At 33.7% G+C, this 18,034-nt stretch carries 18 protein-coding genes; 12 read left to right on the top strand and 6 right to left on the bottom strand.

Annotated elements, in window-relative coordinates:
• Window positions 1-26: 26 nt before the first annotated feature.
• The 5 genes from Q3907_RS03785 to Q3907_RS03805 form a co-directional block, all read right to left on the bottom strand.
• Window positions 27-1,142, bottom strand: a complete 1,116-nt coding sequence (locus tag Q3907_RS03785; protein WP_301897307.1) for a 5-methyltetrahydropteroyltriglutamate--homocysteine S-methyltransferase — start codon at window positions 1,140-1,142, stop codon at window positions 27-29.
• 112 nt (window positions 1,143-1,254) lie between these two features.
• A complete protein-coding gene (locus Q3907_RS03790; RefSeq protein ID WP_295642492.1) occupies window positions 1,255-2,157 on the bottom strand; it encodes a LysR family transcriptional regulator in 903 nt (300 codons plus the stop codon).
• The gene (locus Q3907_RS03795; protein ID WP_295562353.1) at window positions 2,157-2,642 is read right to left on the bottom strand and encodes a peptidylprolyl isomerase; all 486 of its coding nucleotides are present in this window, start codon (window positions 2,640-2,642) and stop codon (window positions 2,157-2,159) included. Before Q3907_RS03795 ends, Q3907_RS03790 begins: the two co-directional genes overlap by 1 nt.
• A gap of 3 nt (window positions 2,643-2,645) precedes the next feature.
• The gene (locus Q3907_RS03800; protein ID WP_301897331.1) at window positions 2,646-3,491 is read right to left on the bottom strand and encodes a DegV family protein; all 846 of its coding nucleotides are present in this window, start codon (window positions 3,489-3,491) and stop codon (window positions 2,646-2,648) included.
• A 9-nt stretch (window positions 3,492-3,500) separates the two neighbouring features.
• On the bottom strand, window positions 3,501-4,559 hold the full coding sequence (locus tag Q3907_RS03805; protein ID WP_301897309.1) for a M42 family metallopeptidase: 1,059 nt from the start codon (window positions 4,557-4,559) through the stop codon (window positions 3,501-3,503).
• A 136-nt stretch (window positions 4,560-4,695) separates the two neighbouring features.
• Here Q3907_RS03805 and Q3907_RS03810 point away from each other — a divergent pair, with 136 nt between their 5' ends.
• The 3 genes from Q3907_RS03810 to Q3907_RS03820 are packed head-to-tail and all read left to right on the top strand — an operon-like array spanning window position 4,696 to window position 8,201.
• Window positions 4,696-5,451 carry a hypothetical protein gene (locus Q3907_RS03810; RefSeq protein WP_301897311.1) on the top strand — a complete coding sequence of 252 codons (756 nt, stop codon included), beginning with the start codon at window positions 4,696-4,698 and terminating at the stop codon, window positions 5,449-5,451.
• Window positions 5,441-7,414, top strand: coding sequence for an ATP-dependent DNA helicase RecG (recG, locus tag Q3907_RS03815; RefSeq protein WP_301897312.1), 1,974 nt, complete (start codon window positions 5,441-5,443; stop codon window positions 7,412-7,414). The genes Q3907_RS03810 and recG overlap by 11 nt, the downstream gene beginning before the upstream one ends.
• Window positions 7,415-7,424: 10 nt before the next feature.
• Window positions 7,425-8,201, top strand: a complete 777-nt coding sequence (locus Q3907_RS03820; RefSeq protein WP_301897313.1) for a hypothetical protein — start codon at window positions 7,425-7,427, stop codon at window positions 8,199-8,201.
• A gap of 17 nt (window positions 8,202-8,218) precedes the next feature.
• On the opposite strand, the gene Q3907_RS03825 is transcribed toward Q3907_RS03820, so the two are convergent.
• Window positions 8,219-8,611, bottom strand: coding sequence for an HIT family protein (locus Q3907_RS03825; protein WP_295642510.1), 393 nt, complete (start codon window positions 8,609-8,611; stop codon window positions 8,219-8,221).
• Window positions 8,612-8,996: 385 nt separating this feature from the next.
• Here Q3907_RS03825 and murF point away from each other — a divergent pair, with 385 nt between their 5' ends.
• The 9 genes from murF to Q3907_RS03870 are packed head-to-tail and all read left to right on the top strand — an operon-like array spanning window position 8,997 to window position 18,033.
• On the top strand, window positions 8,997-10,355 hold the full coding sequence (gene murF / locus Q3907_RS03830; RefSeq protein ID WP_301897314.1) for a UDP-N-acetylmuramoyl-tripeptide--D-alanyl-D-alanine ligase: 1,359 nt from the start codon (window positions 8,997-8,999) through the stop codon (window positions 10,353-10,355).
• Window positions 10,348-11,403 (top strand): D-alanine--D-alanine ligase family protein, encoded by a 1,056-nt coding sequence (locus Q3907_RS03835; protein WP_301897315.1) that lies wholly within the window; start codon window positions 10,348-10,350, stop codon window positions 11,401-11,403. Before murF ends, Q3907_RS03835 begins: the two co-directional genes overlap by 8 nt.
• A complete protein-coding gene (gene alr, locus Q3907_RS03840) occupies window positions 11,397-12,548 on the top strand; it encodes an alanine racemase (protein ID WP_295562336.1) in 1,152 nt (383 codons plus the stop codon). Before Q3907_RS03835 ends, alr begins: the two co-directional genes overlap by 7 nt.
• Window positions 12,545-13,558 (top strand): acyltransferase, encoded by a 1,014-nt coding sequence (locus tag Q3907_RS03845; protein WP_301897317.1) that lies wholly within the window; start codon window positions 12,545-12,547, stop codon window positions 13,556-13,558. Before alr ends, Q3907_RS03845 begins: the two co-directional genes overlap by 4 nt.
• 4 nt (window positions 13,559-13,562) lie before the next feature.
• Window positions 13,563-15,134 carry an NAD(P)/FAD-dependent oxidoreductase gene (locus Q3907_RS03850; RefSeq protein WP_301897318.1) on the top strand — a complete coding sequence of 524 codons (1,572 nt, stop codon included), beginning with the start codon at window positions 13,563-13,565 and terminating at the stop codon, window positions 15,132-15,134.
• On the top strand, window positions 15,134-15,658 hold the full coding sequence (locus Q3907_RS03855) for a YqeG family HAD IIIA-type phosphatase (RefSeq protein WP_301897319.1): 525 nt from the start codon (window positions 15,134-15,136) through the stop codon (window positions 15,656-15,658). Before Q3907_RS03850 ends, Q3907_RS03855 begins: the two co-directional genes overlap by 1 nt.
• Window positions 15,651-16,730 carry a GTPase gene (locus Q3907_RS03860; protein WP_295562055.1) on the top strand — a complete coding sequence of 360 codons (1,080 nt, stop codon included), beginning with the start codon at window positions 15,651-15,653 and terminating at the stop codon, window positions 16,728-16,730. Before Q3907_RS03855 ends, Q3907_RS03860 begins: the two co-directional genes overlap by 8 nt.
• Window positions 16,730-17,020 (top strand): YhbY family RNA-binding protein, encoded by a 291-nt coding sequence (locus Q3907_RS03865; protein WP_003864424.1) that lies wholly within the window; start codon window positions 16,730-16,732, stop codon window positions 17,018-17,020. Before Q3907_RS03860 ends, Q3907_RS03865 begins: the two co-directional genes overlap by 1 nt.
• Window positions 17,017-18,033, top strand: coding sequence for a nicotinate-nucleotide adenylyltransferase (locus Q3907_RS03870; RefSeq protein ID WP_301897320.1), 1,017 nt, complete (start codon window positions 17,017-17,019; stop codon window positions 18,031-18,033). Before Q3907_RS03865 ends, Q3907_RS03870 begins: the two co-directional genes overlap by 4 nt.
• Window position 18,034 lies beyond the last annotated feature (1 nt).

Raw genomic sequence — 18,034 nt, forward strand, 5'->3', positions numbered from 1 at the left:
AAACTATAATAAAAAGAAATCTGGAATTAACCCCAGACTTCTTCTGCTATTTCTTTAACCAATTTAACTTTAGCCCATTGTTCATCTTCTGTTAATTTATTTCCAATTTCACATGACGCAAATCCACATTGTGGGCTTAGACACAAGTTTTCTAATGGGACATATTGACTTGCTTCTTTAATACGAGCAATCACCGTTTCTTTGTCTTCTAATTTGGCTGATTTTGTCGTAACTAAACCAAGCACAACTTTTTTATCTGGTGTGACCTCTTTTAATGGCTCAAATCCACCAGAGCGAGCATCATCAAATTCTAAGAAATAGGCATGAACATTTTCTTTCGCAAATAATGTTTTTGCGACGGCATCATAGGCACCACTTGAAGCATAAGTAGAGTGGAAATTACCACGACAAACATGTGTATTGATTGTTAGATCTTCTGGTTTATCTTCAATCGCAAGATTGTTGATGCGCAAGAACAATTCTTGTACCTTTAATAAACCTTCTTGATCCGTTTGGAAAAATAATGGCGCTTTTTCATCTACCAACATACCCCATGAACAATCATCGAATTGAATGCATCGACATCCTGCATCATATAATTGTTTGATTACAACTTTATATCCATTCGCAATATCTTGTACCAATTCTTCTGTATCTTCATAATATTTTCTTGTGTTTTCTAGCGCAAAAGGAAGAATCATTTGTTCTAAGAATTGGGCTGGAGCTGGAATTGTTTGTTTGGCAATGGTATTTTCGTCTTCAAATTGTTTCACAAATTTAAAATGTTCTACAAAAGGATGGATACCACTTACACCCACTTTTCCAGTGATATATGTATCATCAATCATAGCGGCTTCATCATGGAAAGGAAGACCTGTTTTTGTTGGTGTATGCGATACGCCATCAAATCCCCACATAAAATCCAAGTGCCAAGTCGCACGTCTGAACTCACCATCTGTGATGACATGAAGTCCGGCCGCCTTTTCTTTTTGAATTAAATCTGTAATGCATGCATCTTCAACTGACTTCAATTCTGCTTTTGAGATTTTCTTTGCCTCATAATCTTTACGAGCCTGTTTTAGTTTTTCGGGTCTTAAAAAACTTCCTACTACATCATATTTATAGGGTGTTTGAACTGTCATAATTAAATTCCTCAACTTTCGTATGGATTTAGTCTATCACATTTGTAGTCTATAGAATAATCGAAATATTCTTTAGGTTGTTATAGGGAAAAACTATAATAAAAGACCAATTTCACTTGGTCTTTTCAATATATTGAATTAAATGATTTAGATAGTTTTTTGACATATTGGATAAGACTCCATCACTAATATATCCAATTTCCATGACTTCATCACTATCAAGTGGAATAGATACAATGTTGTCTCCATTTAAATCCGTGCTTAAGATACCTGAAGAAATCGTATATCCGTCAAGTCCAATCAATAAGTTGAATAATGTGGCACGATCACAAACCACAATACTCTTTTTAGATGGTTGAGTACTGTGTAATTCTTCTGAAAAATAAAATGAATTATTGATTCCTTGTTCATATGTTAAGCGAGGATAGTTTTCTAAATCTTCCATTTTTACTGTTCTTTTATTGGATAAAGGATTTGTCTTAGATACAAAGACATGCGGTCTAGCCTCAAATAGTTTTGTGAATGTTAAATGTTCTTTCTTTAAAATACTTTGAATAACTTCACGATTGAAATGAGAAAGATAAAGTATACCCAATTGACTACGATGATTTTTTACATCTTCAATAATGTCATACGTTCTTTGTTCTCTTAAAGAAAATTCATATTCACTTTGATTGTACTCTTTAACTAAGGCAACAAATGCATTGACCACAAAGGCATAATGTTGACTTGAAATTGCGAATACAGTCCTTGTTGGAACTGTATTTTTATATTGTTCTTCAAGTAAGTTTGCTTGTTCAATGACTTGTCTAGCGTATCCTAAAAACTTTTCACCTTGTTCAGAAAGTAAAATACCTTTGTTCGTACGAACAAATAAACAGATGGACATTTCTTCTTCTAAATCATGAATGGCTTTTGATAAAGATGGTTGTGAAATAAATAAGGCTTTAGCTGCGGAATTAAAAGATCCAGATTCAACGACCTGGATCACGTAGCGCAATTGTTGCAGCGTCATTAGTCAACAAGTGTGATTGTATCAATCACTTGAGGATTTCTTGGACGGTCATTGAATGTAGTAGGGGTCTTCGCAATTTTATCCACATTTTCCATACCTTCAATCACTTTTCCAAACGCAGCATATTCACCATCTAAATGAGGTGCATCCTGGTGCATAATGAAGAATTGACTTCCAGCACTATTTGGATCCATAGCACGTGCCATAGATAAAACTCCACGAGTGTGTTTTAAATCATTTTTAAATCCATTGGATGCGAACTCACCATGAATTGTATAACCTGGACCACCAGTACCATTTCCAATAGGGCATCCACCTTGAATCATAAATCCTTTGATAACACGGTGGAAAGTAAGTCCATCATAGAATTTCTTTTCAATTAGATTTAAAAAGTTTTGAACTGTTTCAGGAGCAATCTCAGGATATAATTCAGCTTTGATTTGATCTCCATTTTTCATTGTGATTAAAATATTTTTTGTTTCCATGCTTTAGTTTTCCTCTCTTATATATTGTATTGCGATACAACCAAGACCTGTATGTACGGCAATTACAGAACTAATATAGTCTATATGAATATTTTGTTCAGGTACACCTTTTTCGATAAAACATTTTTTAAAATGGTTGGCACCCTCTAGAAAATCCGAATGAATAATATAGATAACTGTATGTTCGATATCAATATCATCAATAACTTTATCGATCGCATAGGCATCGGCTCTTTTTTCTGTACGAACTTTATTTAAAACATCAATTCTACCTTCTGTACTTTTATTTATATGTAAAACAGGATAGATCTTTAATAAACCCGCAAGTGTAGCAGCCATAGGTGTTAATCTTCCACCGCGTTTTAAATGTTGAAGATTTTTGACAAGAATCAATGAGTTGGATTCATCAATAGCAGGTTGAATGATCTTTAAAATCTCTTCTGAAGACTTATTTTCATCCACTAACTTCTTGATCCAGATCGCAATATGTTTTTCAAGTGCGCATGTTGCATACATATCAATGACATGTACATTCATTTCGAGTTCACGTGCAATACTTTGCATGGTCGAAGCATTTGTGGATAATCCATTTGTCAAAGGAACGGCAAACACAGTGTCATATTCTTTTTTTAGTTCTTCAAATAAGTCATAAATTTTTTGATAAGCAGCCATACTTGTTTTTGGCATTTTACCATTCGCTAATTCTTTATATATATCTTGGGTAGAAATTTCTAATGTATCTTGATAGGTTGTTTCATCGATTGTGATCTGTAAAGGGAGTAGATAGATTCCTAATTCTTTTGCCTGCGCAAAAGATAAATTTGAACCTGTATCTGTTACAACGGCGATTTTTCCATTCTAGAATCCTCGAATTGTTTCGGCATCGATATTTTTAATGATTTCAACCGCAAGTTTTACAGCGTTGTCATAATCTTCTTCTGAACAAATGCCAAATGAAGCATGCGCAAAACGAACAGGAATACCAATGATAATGGTTGGAATGTTATAGCGGTGTGTGATACCCGCATTGGTTCCTCCACCTTTTCTTACACTTTCTTGTACAGGAATGTTCTTTTCGTGAGCTAAGTCGATCGCATAGCGCATAAAACGAGGACTTGTGATATAAGAACGGTCAAACCAACGTAACATTGGACCTTTTTTTAAGGCAGATTGAATCATATAGTCTTGTTCAAAAGTATCATCACTTGGACATCCTTCGAAACAAATCGCAATATTTGGATGTAAGTTTTTAATGGCCGTATCCATACCCCTTTCACCCACTTCTTCTTGCGTGGTTAATGTGGCTTCAATGTTGTGATTTACATCTTTTAATTGGTGAAGAACATCCATTACAGCTGCACATCCAATACGACAATCAAAAGCTTTACCTAAGAAGATCTTGTGCGCTTCATCATATTTACAAGTGACGGCAGGACACATGAAGTTACCCACAGAAATATGGAAATCTTCCTTAACTTCTGTAGCACTTGTAGCTCCTACGTCGATGACTAAATCATCAAAATCTACTTTTCCATTACGTTTTGCTTCTGATAAAAAATGAACAGGTTGACTTGCAACAATGCCAGATACTTTTTCACCTCTATCATTTAAAATCCAGACTTCACCAGATACGATGTTTTTTGGATCCCATCCACCTAATGGTAAAAAGCGGATTGTACCATTTGGCTTGATTGCTTGCACAATAAATCCAACTTCATCTGCATGTGCATCCAAAAGAATGGTTGTCTCATGTTCTTTATCTTGTTTAAAATGCATATATGTATTACGCATTGTGTCATCATGAACTTCACAAATGTCTTTGACATCATCCATGGCCAATTTAGATACTTCATCTTCCATGCCACTTGGTCCAAAGGCAGTTGAGAAGTCAAGAATTCGTTTTATTTTTGAATTCATATACATTTCCTCCATAAATTTGTTAATATTATAGCACAGATACATACTTGTGGATGTGATTCTGGTCATTTGAATCAAATTGTATTTGGACAAAGGATTAGAATACATGTATCTTAACCAAAAAGGAGATTTTTGCATGAAAAAATTAATGTCAAAACTACATTTTAGAAGTATATATAAAACAATTGTATTAACTTTGATCTTATGCTTTGTATATAACATTGCCTATTTAATGATGAGTGCTTCCGGTATGAATGTCTATTTAAGACAAAGCCTAGAAGTTGGATTAAGCCTATTATCGAGTTTAGGTTTCTATTTTATTTGTACAAAGATCTGGAAAGTAAAGAATTTTTCGGCTTCTGCGATTTTAAAAGTATTGGTACTACAAGGCATTTATATCTTGATTGTGAGTGGAATTCTTTCAAATCTTGTAAGTGTTTGCGCAAATAATACAGTTTTAATGTTAGTGTTACAGCTTATGAGTGCATTCTGCTTAGTTATGATGGTACCATTCCAGTTGATTTTCTATTATGGATTGATTCATGATAAAAATTTAAAGGAATTTATTCCGGCAGCCATAAAAAAACATCAGAAAACGATGTTGAACTGGTATTGTACATTATTGATCTGTATTGTTGTATTGGATACAATGTCAGGTGGTTTATTTAGTGCAGCCCAAGGTTTTAATGCCCAAAGCATTTTAGTTGGCTCTATGTATATGGGTAATCCTATGATGTCTTGGATGATGTATTTATTTTTAGGTGTAAGCTTTCAATCTAGCCTTGCGTCTATGTTTACCTATTTATTTATGAATTTTTTAGTAGGCTTTTTCTATTGTGTTCTTGAACTTAATTATGTTTCTTATGTGGGAAGTCTTTTAGATGCAGATTAATGAATTGAAAATGACCAGTCGTAGACTGGGGCTTTTAGTAAAGATGAATATCTTAACGGTTGAAGATTTATTGAAATATTATCCTTTGCGTTATGATACTGTGCAAACTTTGCCTTATAACGAGTGGAACGAAAAAGAAAATGTCGTTTTTCAAGGCTTGATTTGTTCAGCCGCAAGAGTGATTCGTTTATCTAAGAATCGTTCGATGACTAAATTTAAAGTGATGTCCTGGAACGAAGAATTAAATATTACTTTATTTAATCGTCCATGGCCAAGTCAGTTTGGTTTTGGCAAGACCATTACGATTTATGGCCAATACCAAGGAAATAATAATGTATTAGCTTCTACTTATAATTTCAAACCTTTAGATCAACAATTGGGTTTACATCCTGTGTATCCCTTGATTGAAGGCTTAAAACAATCGGATATACAATCGATTATGAAAGAAGCGCTTAAACATGTGGATGTTATGCCTCAAAGAGTACCTCAAAGATATATTGAAAAATATAAGTTGTTAGATATCTCCACAGCTTATAAATGGATTCATTTTCCAGAAAATGAAAAGCAGCTGCATGCCGCTATTCGTACTTTAAAGTATGAGGAGTTTTTGTGCTTTCAATGTGTAATGCAGTCGATGCATGAAAAGAAAGAAATCAAAACTAAAAAGAAATTCTCGGTTCGCACTATAAAAAATTGGATATCAAATCTTCCTTTTGAATTGACAAAAGATCAGCTTTCAAGTATTGATGATATTCTATATGATTTAAAAAGTACAAATGTGATGTTTCGACTTGTACAAGGCGATGTTGGATGTGGAAAGACAATCGTGGCCCAAATCAGCATGTATGCTAACCAACTTGCAGGATATCAATCGGCATTATTAGCTCCAACTGAAATCTTGGCAAGACAACATGTTGAAAATATGCATAGATTAGGTTTAGATGCTACTTTATACGTTTCAAGCTTGCCGACTAAAGAAAAAAAAGAAATCTTGGAGAAACTTGAAAAAGGTGAGATTTTTAATGTTGTGGGAACCCATGCTTTATTCCAGGAAAATGTTGTTTTTCATAAACTAGGTCTTGTGATTGCGGATGAGCAACAACGTTTTGGGGTGAAACAAAGGAGGTCTTTGTTAGAAAAAGGAAAGTGTGTTGATTTTTTAATGATGTCAGCCACACCGATTCCTAGAACGTATGCACATTTCTTATATGGAGATATGGATATTAGTTCGATTCATACAATGCCTGAAGGTAGAAGGCCGGTTATCACAAAGTATTTTAAAACTTCGAGTATGGCACCTTGTTTAAAAGATGTTTTAAACTTTATTAAAGAAGGAAGACAATGTTATGTCGTGTGTCCTGCAATTGAAGAAAATGATGAGTATAAGATGCGTAATGTGTTTGAGATTTATGAAGGAATGACTAAAACACTAAAAGGGGTGCGTATTGGTTTGTTGCATGGAAAGATGACAAGTCAAGAAAAAGAGGAAACAATGGAAAAATTCTCGAATCATGAGTTGGATATACTTGTTTCTACAACGGTTATTGAAGTTGGAATCGATGTGGCGAATGCAAGTGTAATGGTTATTTATGATGCCCATCGCTTTGGACTTAGTACACTTCATCAATTAAGAGGACGTGTGGCTCGAGATAAGAATCAGGGCTATTGTTTCTTGTTGTCAGCATCGAATGATCCGCAGGCTATTGAGCGTTTAAAAAAGATGGAAGAATTAAAAGATGGATTTGAAGTATCAAATTATGATTTGCATATGCGCGGTCCAGGTGATATTTTAGGAATAAGACAAAGTGGTATGCCTTGTTTGGTGTTTGGAGATTTTGAAAAAGATCAGGCAATGATGGAAACGTGTATTCATGATGCAAAGGAAATTATACAAGACCAGATCGATGTGGATTTATTATTGTATGTTTCGAATGCGATTGAAAATGCACAATATTTTGATTAGGAGTTTTATGATGGATAAACAAAAGATAGAGAATAAATTCATATATTTTATCAGCCTACTAGGTATGGTAACAATTCTTATTTTGATTGCTTATTTCTTCTTTTTACGTAATGTGGAAGTGGATATTATGGATAATGCGCAATATGCCTATGTTGGAGAAAATGGGAATGCAAGTGTTGTCGTAAGTGCAAAACAGGGGGAATTGAATCAAAGAATGCAGGATTTTTTAAATTCAGTCGAATATGAAGTGAGTCCAAATTCAAATCTTTCAAATGGAGATACAATTCATGTAAGTGCCACATATGATGAGGCTTTGGCCAATCAATATCATTATCAGCCTAAGAGTGTTGAAACAGATATTGTGGTTGAAGGACTTGCCAATCGATATCATTCTTTGCAGGATATTCCAAAAGCTTTGATCAAAGAGGGAAGAAGTGTAGCTTTAGATTATGTAAAAGAAAATCAGGAATCTATTTATAAATTAGATGGAAAAGAAGAAAAGACTCCAGGACTTGAGAAAATGAAAATTGTATATTCTGCGTATCTTAAGTCAAACCAAAAAAATAATAGTGATCGTTTTACGTATATCATATCCATGAATTATTCGTCTGAAATTCTTTATTATATGGTATGTATTCCAAATATTAATGATTCAAATGAAATTGATGTACATAATATATATGGTGAAAAAGCATATTTAACGCAAGATGAATTGAATAATAAAGATTTTAGTGGTTATGTAGATCGTGTCTATTCATCAAAATATCAAATAGAAGAAAATAAATAAAGAAGTCATTGACTTCTTTATTTTAGTTTATTCATTAATTCTTCAAAATCTGGTTTTTCAATTTCATGAAATTCAATCGTAACGCTATCGTGATCTTTATAACGTGGAATTAAATGGACATGGAAATGCTTGACGCTTTGTCCTGCTGCTTCATGTACATTAGTTAAGATGTTGATACCATCACAATGCAAGGCTTGTTCTAATTTGTTGGCAAGTTTATTAGCAACTTCAAAAACATGATTTCTTGTTTCATCAGGACAATCTAGAAAAGAATCGCAATGTTCTTTAGGAACAACAAGTGTATGTCCATAAGAAGTAGGGTTGATGTCTAGAAATGCGATTACACTTTCGTCTTCATAAATTTTATTGCTTGGAATTTCGCCGTTAGCAATCATACAAAAAATACACATAATAATGAATCCTCCTTATTTAAAAATAATACATCGTTTTAGACAAAATGAAAAGCCAGACTAAGGGGGTGTCTGGCTTTTCAATAAGGGGATAGAAAATAGTATGAATACCATTAACTGATTTCATACCGGCAAGGTCTTCAAACTCCTTGCTTGTATAGAAGTATATCATAAGTTGTGTCAAATAAAATGTGAAAATTGTGGGAAAATATGTGATATTACATAAAAGTAGTATTTTTGCCCCACTTTTTTTGCTTTTTTGTCTCATATTATAAAAATGAATGGGCTTGTGAGACTTAAAAATGGGAAAATTTGGATTTTTCATGAAATATAAATATTGATATGTAGTTTTATGCTATAATGTAAACTAAGCGGAGGTTTTGAGATGATTGTAAAAACCATTCAAGAAATAACAAATATGATGCATGCAAGTGTGCATGGTGATATTGATGATACAAAAAAAATTCATGGTGTTGTGATTGATTCGCGACAAGTGACAAAAGATGTTTTATATGTACCAATTATTGGTCAAAGAGTGGATGGACATACATTTGCTAAACAAACAATTGAAGATGGAGCTTTAATTAGTTTGTGGCAAAAGGACCATCTTCCATATCCAGATTTTCCTGTTATTTTAGTGGATGATACACTTCAAGCTATGCAGGATCTATCAAAAGCATATCTGGATGAGTTACATCCTTTAGTTATTGGTGTAACTGGCTCTAATGGAAAGACAAGCTGCAAAGATATGTTATATAGTATTTTCTCACAAGAGAAAAAAACACAAAAAACGCAAGGGAATCGTAATAGTGAAATTGGACTTCCTTTAACGATTTTTGATTTTGATGAAGATATCGAAGTTGCGATTTTAGAAATGGGCATGGAAAATAAAGGTGAAATTACGCAATTAACTTCTATTGCACAGCCTGACATTTCTGTGATTACTTCTGTAGGTTCGGCTCACATGGAAAATTTAGGCGGAAAGCTACAAATTGCACAAGCTAAATGTGAAATTTTAGAAGGTACAAAAGAAAATGGATTGTTCCTTTATAATTGTGAGAGCAAGGAAATTCAAGAAGTACTTCCTTCATTAGATACAGAAAACAAAAAAATTGTTTCATTTGGTCAAGGTGGAGATGTTTCAATTACTAGTGATATTGCATATGATACAGACGGAATTGTATTTAACTGTAATATTTTAGATGAACCAGTTCATTTACGAGCATTTGGTGATTTTCAAGCAATGAACGCATTGCCGTGTATTTTTATCGCAAAGGCTTGGCATTTAAAGAAAGAATCGATTTTGAATGGATTGGCTAATTTAGAGATGACAAAAATGCGTACACAATTGATTCCGGTTGAAAACGCCTATATTCTGGATGATACATATAAATCAAATCCAGAAAGTGCTAAAGCCGCTATTGATACATTAATGGAATTGCCGGCAAATAAACATATTGCGATTTTATCGGATATGCTAGATCTTGGTAGTGAAGAAAAACAACTTCATTATGATGTGGGTGTTTATGCCAAAGAAAAAGGTGTGGACGAGTTATACTGTACAGGTCCTCTTTCAAAAGAAACGGCCGCTGGTTTTTCTGGAAAATGGTATGAAACAAAAGATGAGATATACAAGACTTGTAAACCTTTGTTAGAAGAAGATTGTGTTATTATGATCAAAGGTTCAAGAGCTATGAAAATGGATACATTAGTGGATGCTTTTAGGGGGAAAAATAATGAGTAAATTACGTTTAGGTGTCGTATTTGGGGGACAAAGTAGTGAATATTCAGTTTCATTACATTCTGTTGCTTCCTTTTTACGTCAGATTCATGCAGATAACTATGATATGACTTTAATTGGTATTAATAAAAATGGACATTTCTATTTATATAATGGGGAAGTTGATTCAATTGAACATGATACATGGGAAAATGAAAAATCTTGTGTATCTTGTGCATGGGTAAATGGGGGAATTATGCCATTAGATGGTTCAAACAAAGTGATTAAATTGGATTGTGTATTCCCTGTATTACATGGTAAAAATGGTGAGGATGGATTGATTCAAGGTTTGCTTGAATTGATGAACATTCATTATGTAGGTTGTGATGTAATGTCGAGTGCTATGTCAATGGACAAAGAAATTATGCATATTCTATGTAAAGAAGCCAATATTCCTTGTGCTGACTATATTTGTTTATATGCCAATAGAGAAAATCCAACATTTGAACAAATTCAAGAACAAATCGCATTGCCATGGATTGTTAAACCATGTAATGCAGGAAGTAGCTATGGCGTACATTTTGTTAATAATAAAGAAGAATTTGAAAGTGCATGTAAAGATGCATTCTTCTATGATGGTAGAGGTAAGATTTTAGTAGAAAAAGTGATTAAAGGCTTTGAAATTGGTTGTGCGGTTATGGGAAATGAAGAAATCTTTACTGGGTCTGTTGATGAAATTGAAATCACTGGTGGATTCTTCGATTTTGAAGGAAAATATGAAATGAAAGGAGCCGCTATTTATTGTCCGGCTCGTATTGATGAAAAAACATTTAAAGAAGCTCAAGAATTAGCTCGTAAAACATATATTGCGATGAATTGCTGCGGAATGGCACGTGTAGATATGTTTGTGACAGAAGATAAAGAAGTAATCTTGAATGAATTGAATACAATTCCTGGATTAACAGCGACTTCTCGTTATCCTTCTATGATGAAAGAAGCAGGTGTTGAATTTGCGGATTTAATTGATAAGCTAGTTGAACTAGCTATGCAAAGGACGATTGGAGCATGCTAGAAGCTTATAGTCGTGCTTGGACTGAAATTGATTATGATGCGATCCGTCATAATGTGAATGAGGTTCGAAAGCTTGTAAAAAACACAAAAATCATGGGTATTGTGAAAGCTAACGCGTATGGCTTAGGTGATATCGCATGTGCTAAAGCTCTACAAAAATGTGGAGTGGATTATTTTGGAGTTTCAAGTATTGATGAAGCCTTGAATCTTAGAAATGCGGGAATCCAAGATAACATCTTGATTTTAGGATACACACCAAGCATGCATTTTCATTATCTTCATGAACAAAATATTGTTCAATCTTTAGTATCGATTGAATATGCTAGAGAATTAAATGCATATGCTAAAGAAAACAATGTAAAAATTCGTTGCCATTGTAAAGTGGATACGGGTATGTGCAGAACGGGTATTGTTTATCAAGAACAAGATAAACATATTGAGGATATTTATGAAGAGTATCGCTTAGAAAACTTATGTGTAGAAGGCATTTTTTCACATTTTCCAGTTAGTGATTGTTTAGATGAGGATTGTACAGAATTTACAAAAAAACAAATTCAATTGTTTGATGAAGTGATTGATTTATTAAAATCACAAGGTATAGACCCAGGGATTCGTCATCTTCAAAATAGCTATGGTATTTTGAATTATCCAGAACTTGAATATGAATATTGTAGACCTGGTTTATTATATATGGGTGTTACAAGCGATGATCATATTAAAATCAAGACAAATCCTGATTTTATTCCAATCATGTCTATGTATGCTAATGTAAGTTTAGTGAAATGGATCTATCCAGGACAAAGTGTAAGTTATGGTCGTCATTTTATAGCTGAAAAACCAACAAAAGTTGCGACTATGAGTATTGGTTATGCGGATGGATTGCCTCGTTTATTATCTAACCAAGGATTCGAAGTATTGGTACATGGTCAAAGATGTAAGGTGATTGGAAATTTATGTATGGATCAATGTATGATCGATGTTACAGAAGTAGAAGATGTTAAAGAAGGCGATGAGGTATGCATCGTTGGTCATCAAGGAAATGAAGTGGTTACTGTGGATCAGATTAGTCGTATGACTAATACAATCAACAATGAAACTTTGACTTCTATTTCTTCTCGTGTACCTAGATTAAAGGTGCGCTCATGAAAAGACAGTATGCATCAATAGATATAGCGCGTTATGTTTCAGCATTGTTAGTTGTATGTATTCATACATTTCCATTTTTAGAAATATCAGAAACATTTAACACGTACTTTATTCATACTGTATGTCGTTTGGCTGTTCCATTTTTCTTTATAACAAGCGGGTTTTTCTTCTTTAGAAATTATGACTTGGAAAATGAAGATGTGAATGATGCTCGTTTAAAGAAAGCATTATTTCGTCTTTTTAGAATCTATTTGATATGGACAATTATTTATTTGCCATATACGATTTTTGATTATACACACAATGGCTTTCGCATATCGTATTTATTCACATACGTTAGAGATTTTATCTTTAATGGAAGTTATTATCACTTGTGGTTTTTACCAGCCTTAATGTTGGCGGATGTGATCGTGTATTATTTGTATAAGAAAAAAGGCTTGAATTTTACATTGATTATTACATTCGCATTATATGTTGTGGGTTATTTAATTAATGTGTATACACCAGTATGGGAAAGTTTACCTTATATTTCTTTCTTATTTGGATTCTTTACGAAAGCATTATCAACCGCAAGAAATGGAATTTTCTTTGGCCCTATGTTTATTGCTATGGGTTTATTGCTTTCAAGAACACGTCGTTTACCTAAAAAAGTAAGCTTACTTGCTTTCTTGATTAGTTTTGTATTATTGTTTTGTGAAGTAGCTCTATATCGTCATTTTAATATTTTGCGTGATCTAACAAGTATGTATATTTGTTTAGTTCCAGCTGTATATTTCTTAGTGAATTATTTATTGAAGGTCAATATTCCATATCGTAAAATGTTTACAATTTTACGCCACGATTCATTGATGATTTATACTTCACATATTTTGTTTGCCAAAATCTTCTTAGCTTTGATGCCACATGCACATTTAGTTGTATATTTCTTAACTTTGGCATGTGCACAATGTTTAGCTGGTTTTGTGACTCGTTATCAGGATCAATATCCGATGTTAAAAAAATTACTGTAAGCTTATGATTCGATTATTTCAAGTGAAATGTGCGAGTGAAAATGATATTGAAGCACAGATCTTAAAAAAACTGCGAATCCGTAAAGAAGACCTTTTGCAGTGGCACGTACATAGAAAAAGTGTGGACGCACGCCACCAGAGGGTCTTGTTTTCGTATGTCGTAGATTGTAAAGTAAAAAATGAAAAGAAACTTTTAAAATTAAAAGATGTTTTATTAACACCCGATGAAACATATCATCCAGTAAAGAGTGGTAAACATCCATTATCGGCTAGACCTGTTGTAGTTGGATTTGGTCCAGCCGGCATGTTTGCAGCTTTGATTCTTGCGCAATATGGGTATAAACCTATTATTTTGGAAAGAGGATCTAAAGTGGATGTTCGTAAACAAAAGGTAGAAACTTTCTGGGAAAATGGAATATTAGATGAAGAGTGTAATGTTCAATTTGGCGAAGGTGGAGCTGGTGCCTTTAGTGATGGAAAACTAACGACAAGATCAAAGGATTCTTTGTGTCGTAAAATATTGGAAGAACTGGTATCTTTTGGGGCCAAATCAGATATATTGGTTGATCAACATCCTCATATTGGTACAGATGCCTTCTTGTCCATTATTAAAAATTGTCGTGAAGAAATCAAAAAATTGGGTGGAACTTTCTATTTTGATACAAAGCTAGAAGATATCAAAGTAGAAAATGACACTTTAAAACAAATCTATTTTAATGAACAATGGGTAGATTGTAATGCTTTGATCTTGGCAACTGGACATAGTGCAAGTGATACAATTTTAATGCTTCATCAACATGGCCTTCATATTGAAAATAAACCATTTGCGGTAGGTGTTCGCATTGAACATAAACAAAAATATATCAATGAAGCTATGCTTCATGAGTATAGTCAAGACGAAAGATTGATTCCTGCACGATATCAATTGACATATACAGCTTCCAATTCAAAAGGTGTTTATACATTCTGTATGTGTCCGGGAGGATATGTCATTCCTAGTTCATGCCAAAAAGAACAATTGGTTGTGAATGGTATGTCTTATGCAAGTCGTAGTGGTGAAAATGCCAATAGTGCATTGCTTGTGCAGATCAATGACTCGGATTATGGTAACGAGTTGTTTGCCGGCTTAAAATATCAGGAAGACTTGGAAAAGAAAGCTTTTGATATGGGACATGATTATAAAGCTTGTGTACAGCTGGCCAAGGATTATTTAGAGAATAGAGTGTCTAAACAATTTGAATCGGTATTACCAACGTATTCAATTGGTACAACATTCTGTGATTTGAATGATTTATTCTCAAAAGAAGTCAATTTAGCCTTACATGAAGCTTTAGAACATTTTGAAAAGAAGGTGCCTGGCTTTGTTTCGACTGGTGCTATATTGAGTGCTGTGGAATCAAGAAGCAGCAGTAGTGTGCGTTTAGTACGTGATAAAGAATCTTATATTTCAAATATTCAAGGCATATATCCGAGTGGTGAAGGTAGTGGATATGCAGGTGGTATTATGACAAGTGCTATTGATGGTATTCGTAGTGCTGAGCATCTAATTGAATACTTTGCCAAAGGGGATTTCTAATGAATATTTTTGCACCGAATTATTATGTTCAGAGTTTTAAAACTTTGAATATACAAAGATTACATGATCATGGAATTCAATTATTACTTTGTGATATTGACAATACATTAGCGGCGTATGATGAAGAGTGTCCAAACCAGGATGTGATTGAATTCATTCATAAGTTAAAAAGGAATGGAATTGAAGTTGCGCTTTGTTCAAATTCTCCAAGTTCTAGGGGTAAGAATTTTGGTAAGCATCTTCCGGTTTCAAAAACATATCCATTTTCATGTAAACCATTTCCTTTTTGTTTTAAGAAGGCAATGAAAGATCATGGTTTAAAGGCCAATCAGATTGCGATTTTGGGCGATCAAATGTATACAGATATATTAGGTGGAAATATTTGGGGGTTGTATACAATATTAACAGCTCCAATTGCGATAAAGGATCGAAATATCACAAAGGTGTTTCGTTTCTTTGAAGAATTAATATATGGTTATTTAGAAAAGAAAAAATTATTGAAACGAGGTGAATTTGATGACTAAATATTGTAAGGGTTGTGGTGTTTTACTACAAAATGAAGATGAAAATGCACTAGGCTATGTTCCTACTTTAGATGCTTCTTATTGTCAAAGATGTTATCGTATTCGTCATTATGGTGATGTGACAATCAATATGCAGCAAGGGATTGAGTCCAACGCAACATTAGAAAAAATCAATAAGATTGATGGGGTTGTGTTCTGGGTTGTAGATTTATTTGCGTTTGAGGCTAACTTAATTTCGCGTTTAAATCAGAAACTTCCTGGTAAAGATATTGTCATGGTATTAACGAAGCGTGATGTTTTGCCGACAACTTTAACCGATGAAAAAATCATCAACTTTGTGAAGCATCGTCTTCATGAAGAAAATATTATTGTGAAGGATATTGTGATTTGCGGTTATCTGTTAAAGGAAAATGATAAATCTAGAGAATATTCATCGCGTATTGTGAATGCGATCTTAAAATATCGTAAAAATCGAAACGTGATTTTTATGGGTGTTGCCAATGCTGGTAAATCGACTGTGTTGAATCATTTATTGGCAACAAAAGACCTAACTACTTCTCAAAATCCAGGAACAACATTGGACTTAGTTCCAATTCCTTTTGAGGATTATACGATTTATGATACGCCAGGCATTGAGAATACACATTCTTTATTAACGTATCTTCAACCAAAAGATTTAAAGACGGTGATTCCGACAAAGCCAATTCGACCATTTGTTTCACAAATCTTTGAAGATCAGTCATTTGCGGCTGCAGGTTTGGCAAGACTTGATGTAGTGGTAAGTGGTAAGGCAACAGTAGTTGGATATTTTTCTCGTTCTTTATCGATTCATAGAGGAAAATTAAGTAATGCGGATGCCTTGTGGCAAAAACATTTAAATGGTATGTTAGTGCCATGTGTAGATACTTCCTTACTAACGATGCATACGTTCCATGCACCTAAACTTGAAGGTGAAAAGATGGATGTTTGTATTCATGGTATTGGATGGTTCTGTATTAGTGGACAAGTAAAAGATGTATATGTAAAAGTACATAAGGGAATTCAAGTAACGTTTAGAAAGGCGATGATTTAATGTTAACAAGTCAAAATAAAAAATATTTAAGAAAATTAGGAATGGATTATAAATCATTATTCCAGATTGGAAAAGATGGTTTGAGTGATAATTTAATGGATACTTTATCCGATTCATTAGAGGCACATGAATTAGTAAAATGTAATTTATTAAAGACATGTCCAGTGGATGTGCGTGAGGCAGCTATTGAATGTGCAAGCGCAACAGGTAGTGAAGTGGTTCATATTGTAGGACATACTTTCTTGTTGTATAGAAGAAGTAAAGAAAATAAATTGGGGCTTAAAAAATGAGAATTGCCATTGTAGGAGGGTCTTTTGATCCAATCCATAATGGACATATTCAAATGGCCAATCAGTCTTTACAAGCTTTACAAGTTGATGAAGTGTGGTTTATGCCTACTTCAAGTACGCCCTTAAAAGATCGTGAATTGACATTGGATCAAGAACGTTTGGCTATGATTGATTTGGTGGTTCAGAAAAATCCAAGATTTAAAGTATGTATGCTTGAGCTTGAAAGAGCTGGTAAAAGCTATACGTATGATACGCTTAAAAAATTGATTAAAACCTATCCTGAACATGAATTTTATTGGATTATTGGTAATGATCAATTGGAGCAGTTTGATAAGTGGTATCATGCGGATGAACTTGTAAAGATGGCTCATTTTGTATGTTTTGATAGAGAGGGAAAGCTTTCAGAATCAAAATATGACATTATGTGTATGCGGATGCCTTCGGTCCCAGTTTCAAGTTCAGAAATTCGTTTGGGAAATAAATTGAATTATTTACCTGAAGATGTTTTGCGTTATATCTATCGAAACCGATTGTATGTGAAGGATTTTGTGGCGGCTAGATTAACGGAAAAAAGATATAAACATTCTTTATCGGTTGCCAAACTTTGTGAAGATTTTGCGTTGAACAATGGTTATGATATGCATATTGCGTATTATATTGGTTTGTTTCATGATATAGCTAAATATATGCCAAAGGATGAGATGGTAAAATGGATGAATAGTATTTGTCCTGAAAACATGGAATATCCTGTAGCTGTATGGCATGGCTTTGTAGGGGCTGCTGTCACGAAAGATATTTTTTTGATTGATGATCCAATTATTTATAATGCGATCTATCATCATGTGTTAGGAACGAGTAAAGATCCTTATGCGATGATGGTATTTTGTGCAGATAAATTAGATCCTTTGCGTGGATATGATTCTAGTAAGTTGATTGAAATTTGCAACAAAGATATTAAAGAAGGATTTGATTTGGTGGTTCAACAAAACCGTGAGTATTTAAAGAGAGGTTAGA

This window comes from uncultured Holdemanella sp. (assembly GCF_958348295.1).
In the GTDB taxonomy this organism is placed as follows: domain Bacteria; phylum Bacillota_I; class Bacilli_A; order Erysipelotrichales; family Erysipelotrichaceae; genus Holdemanella.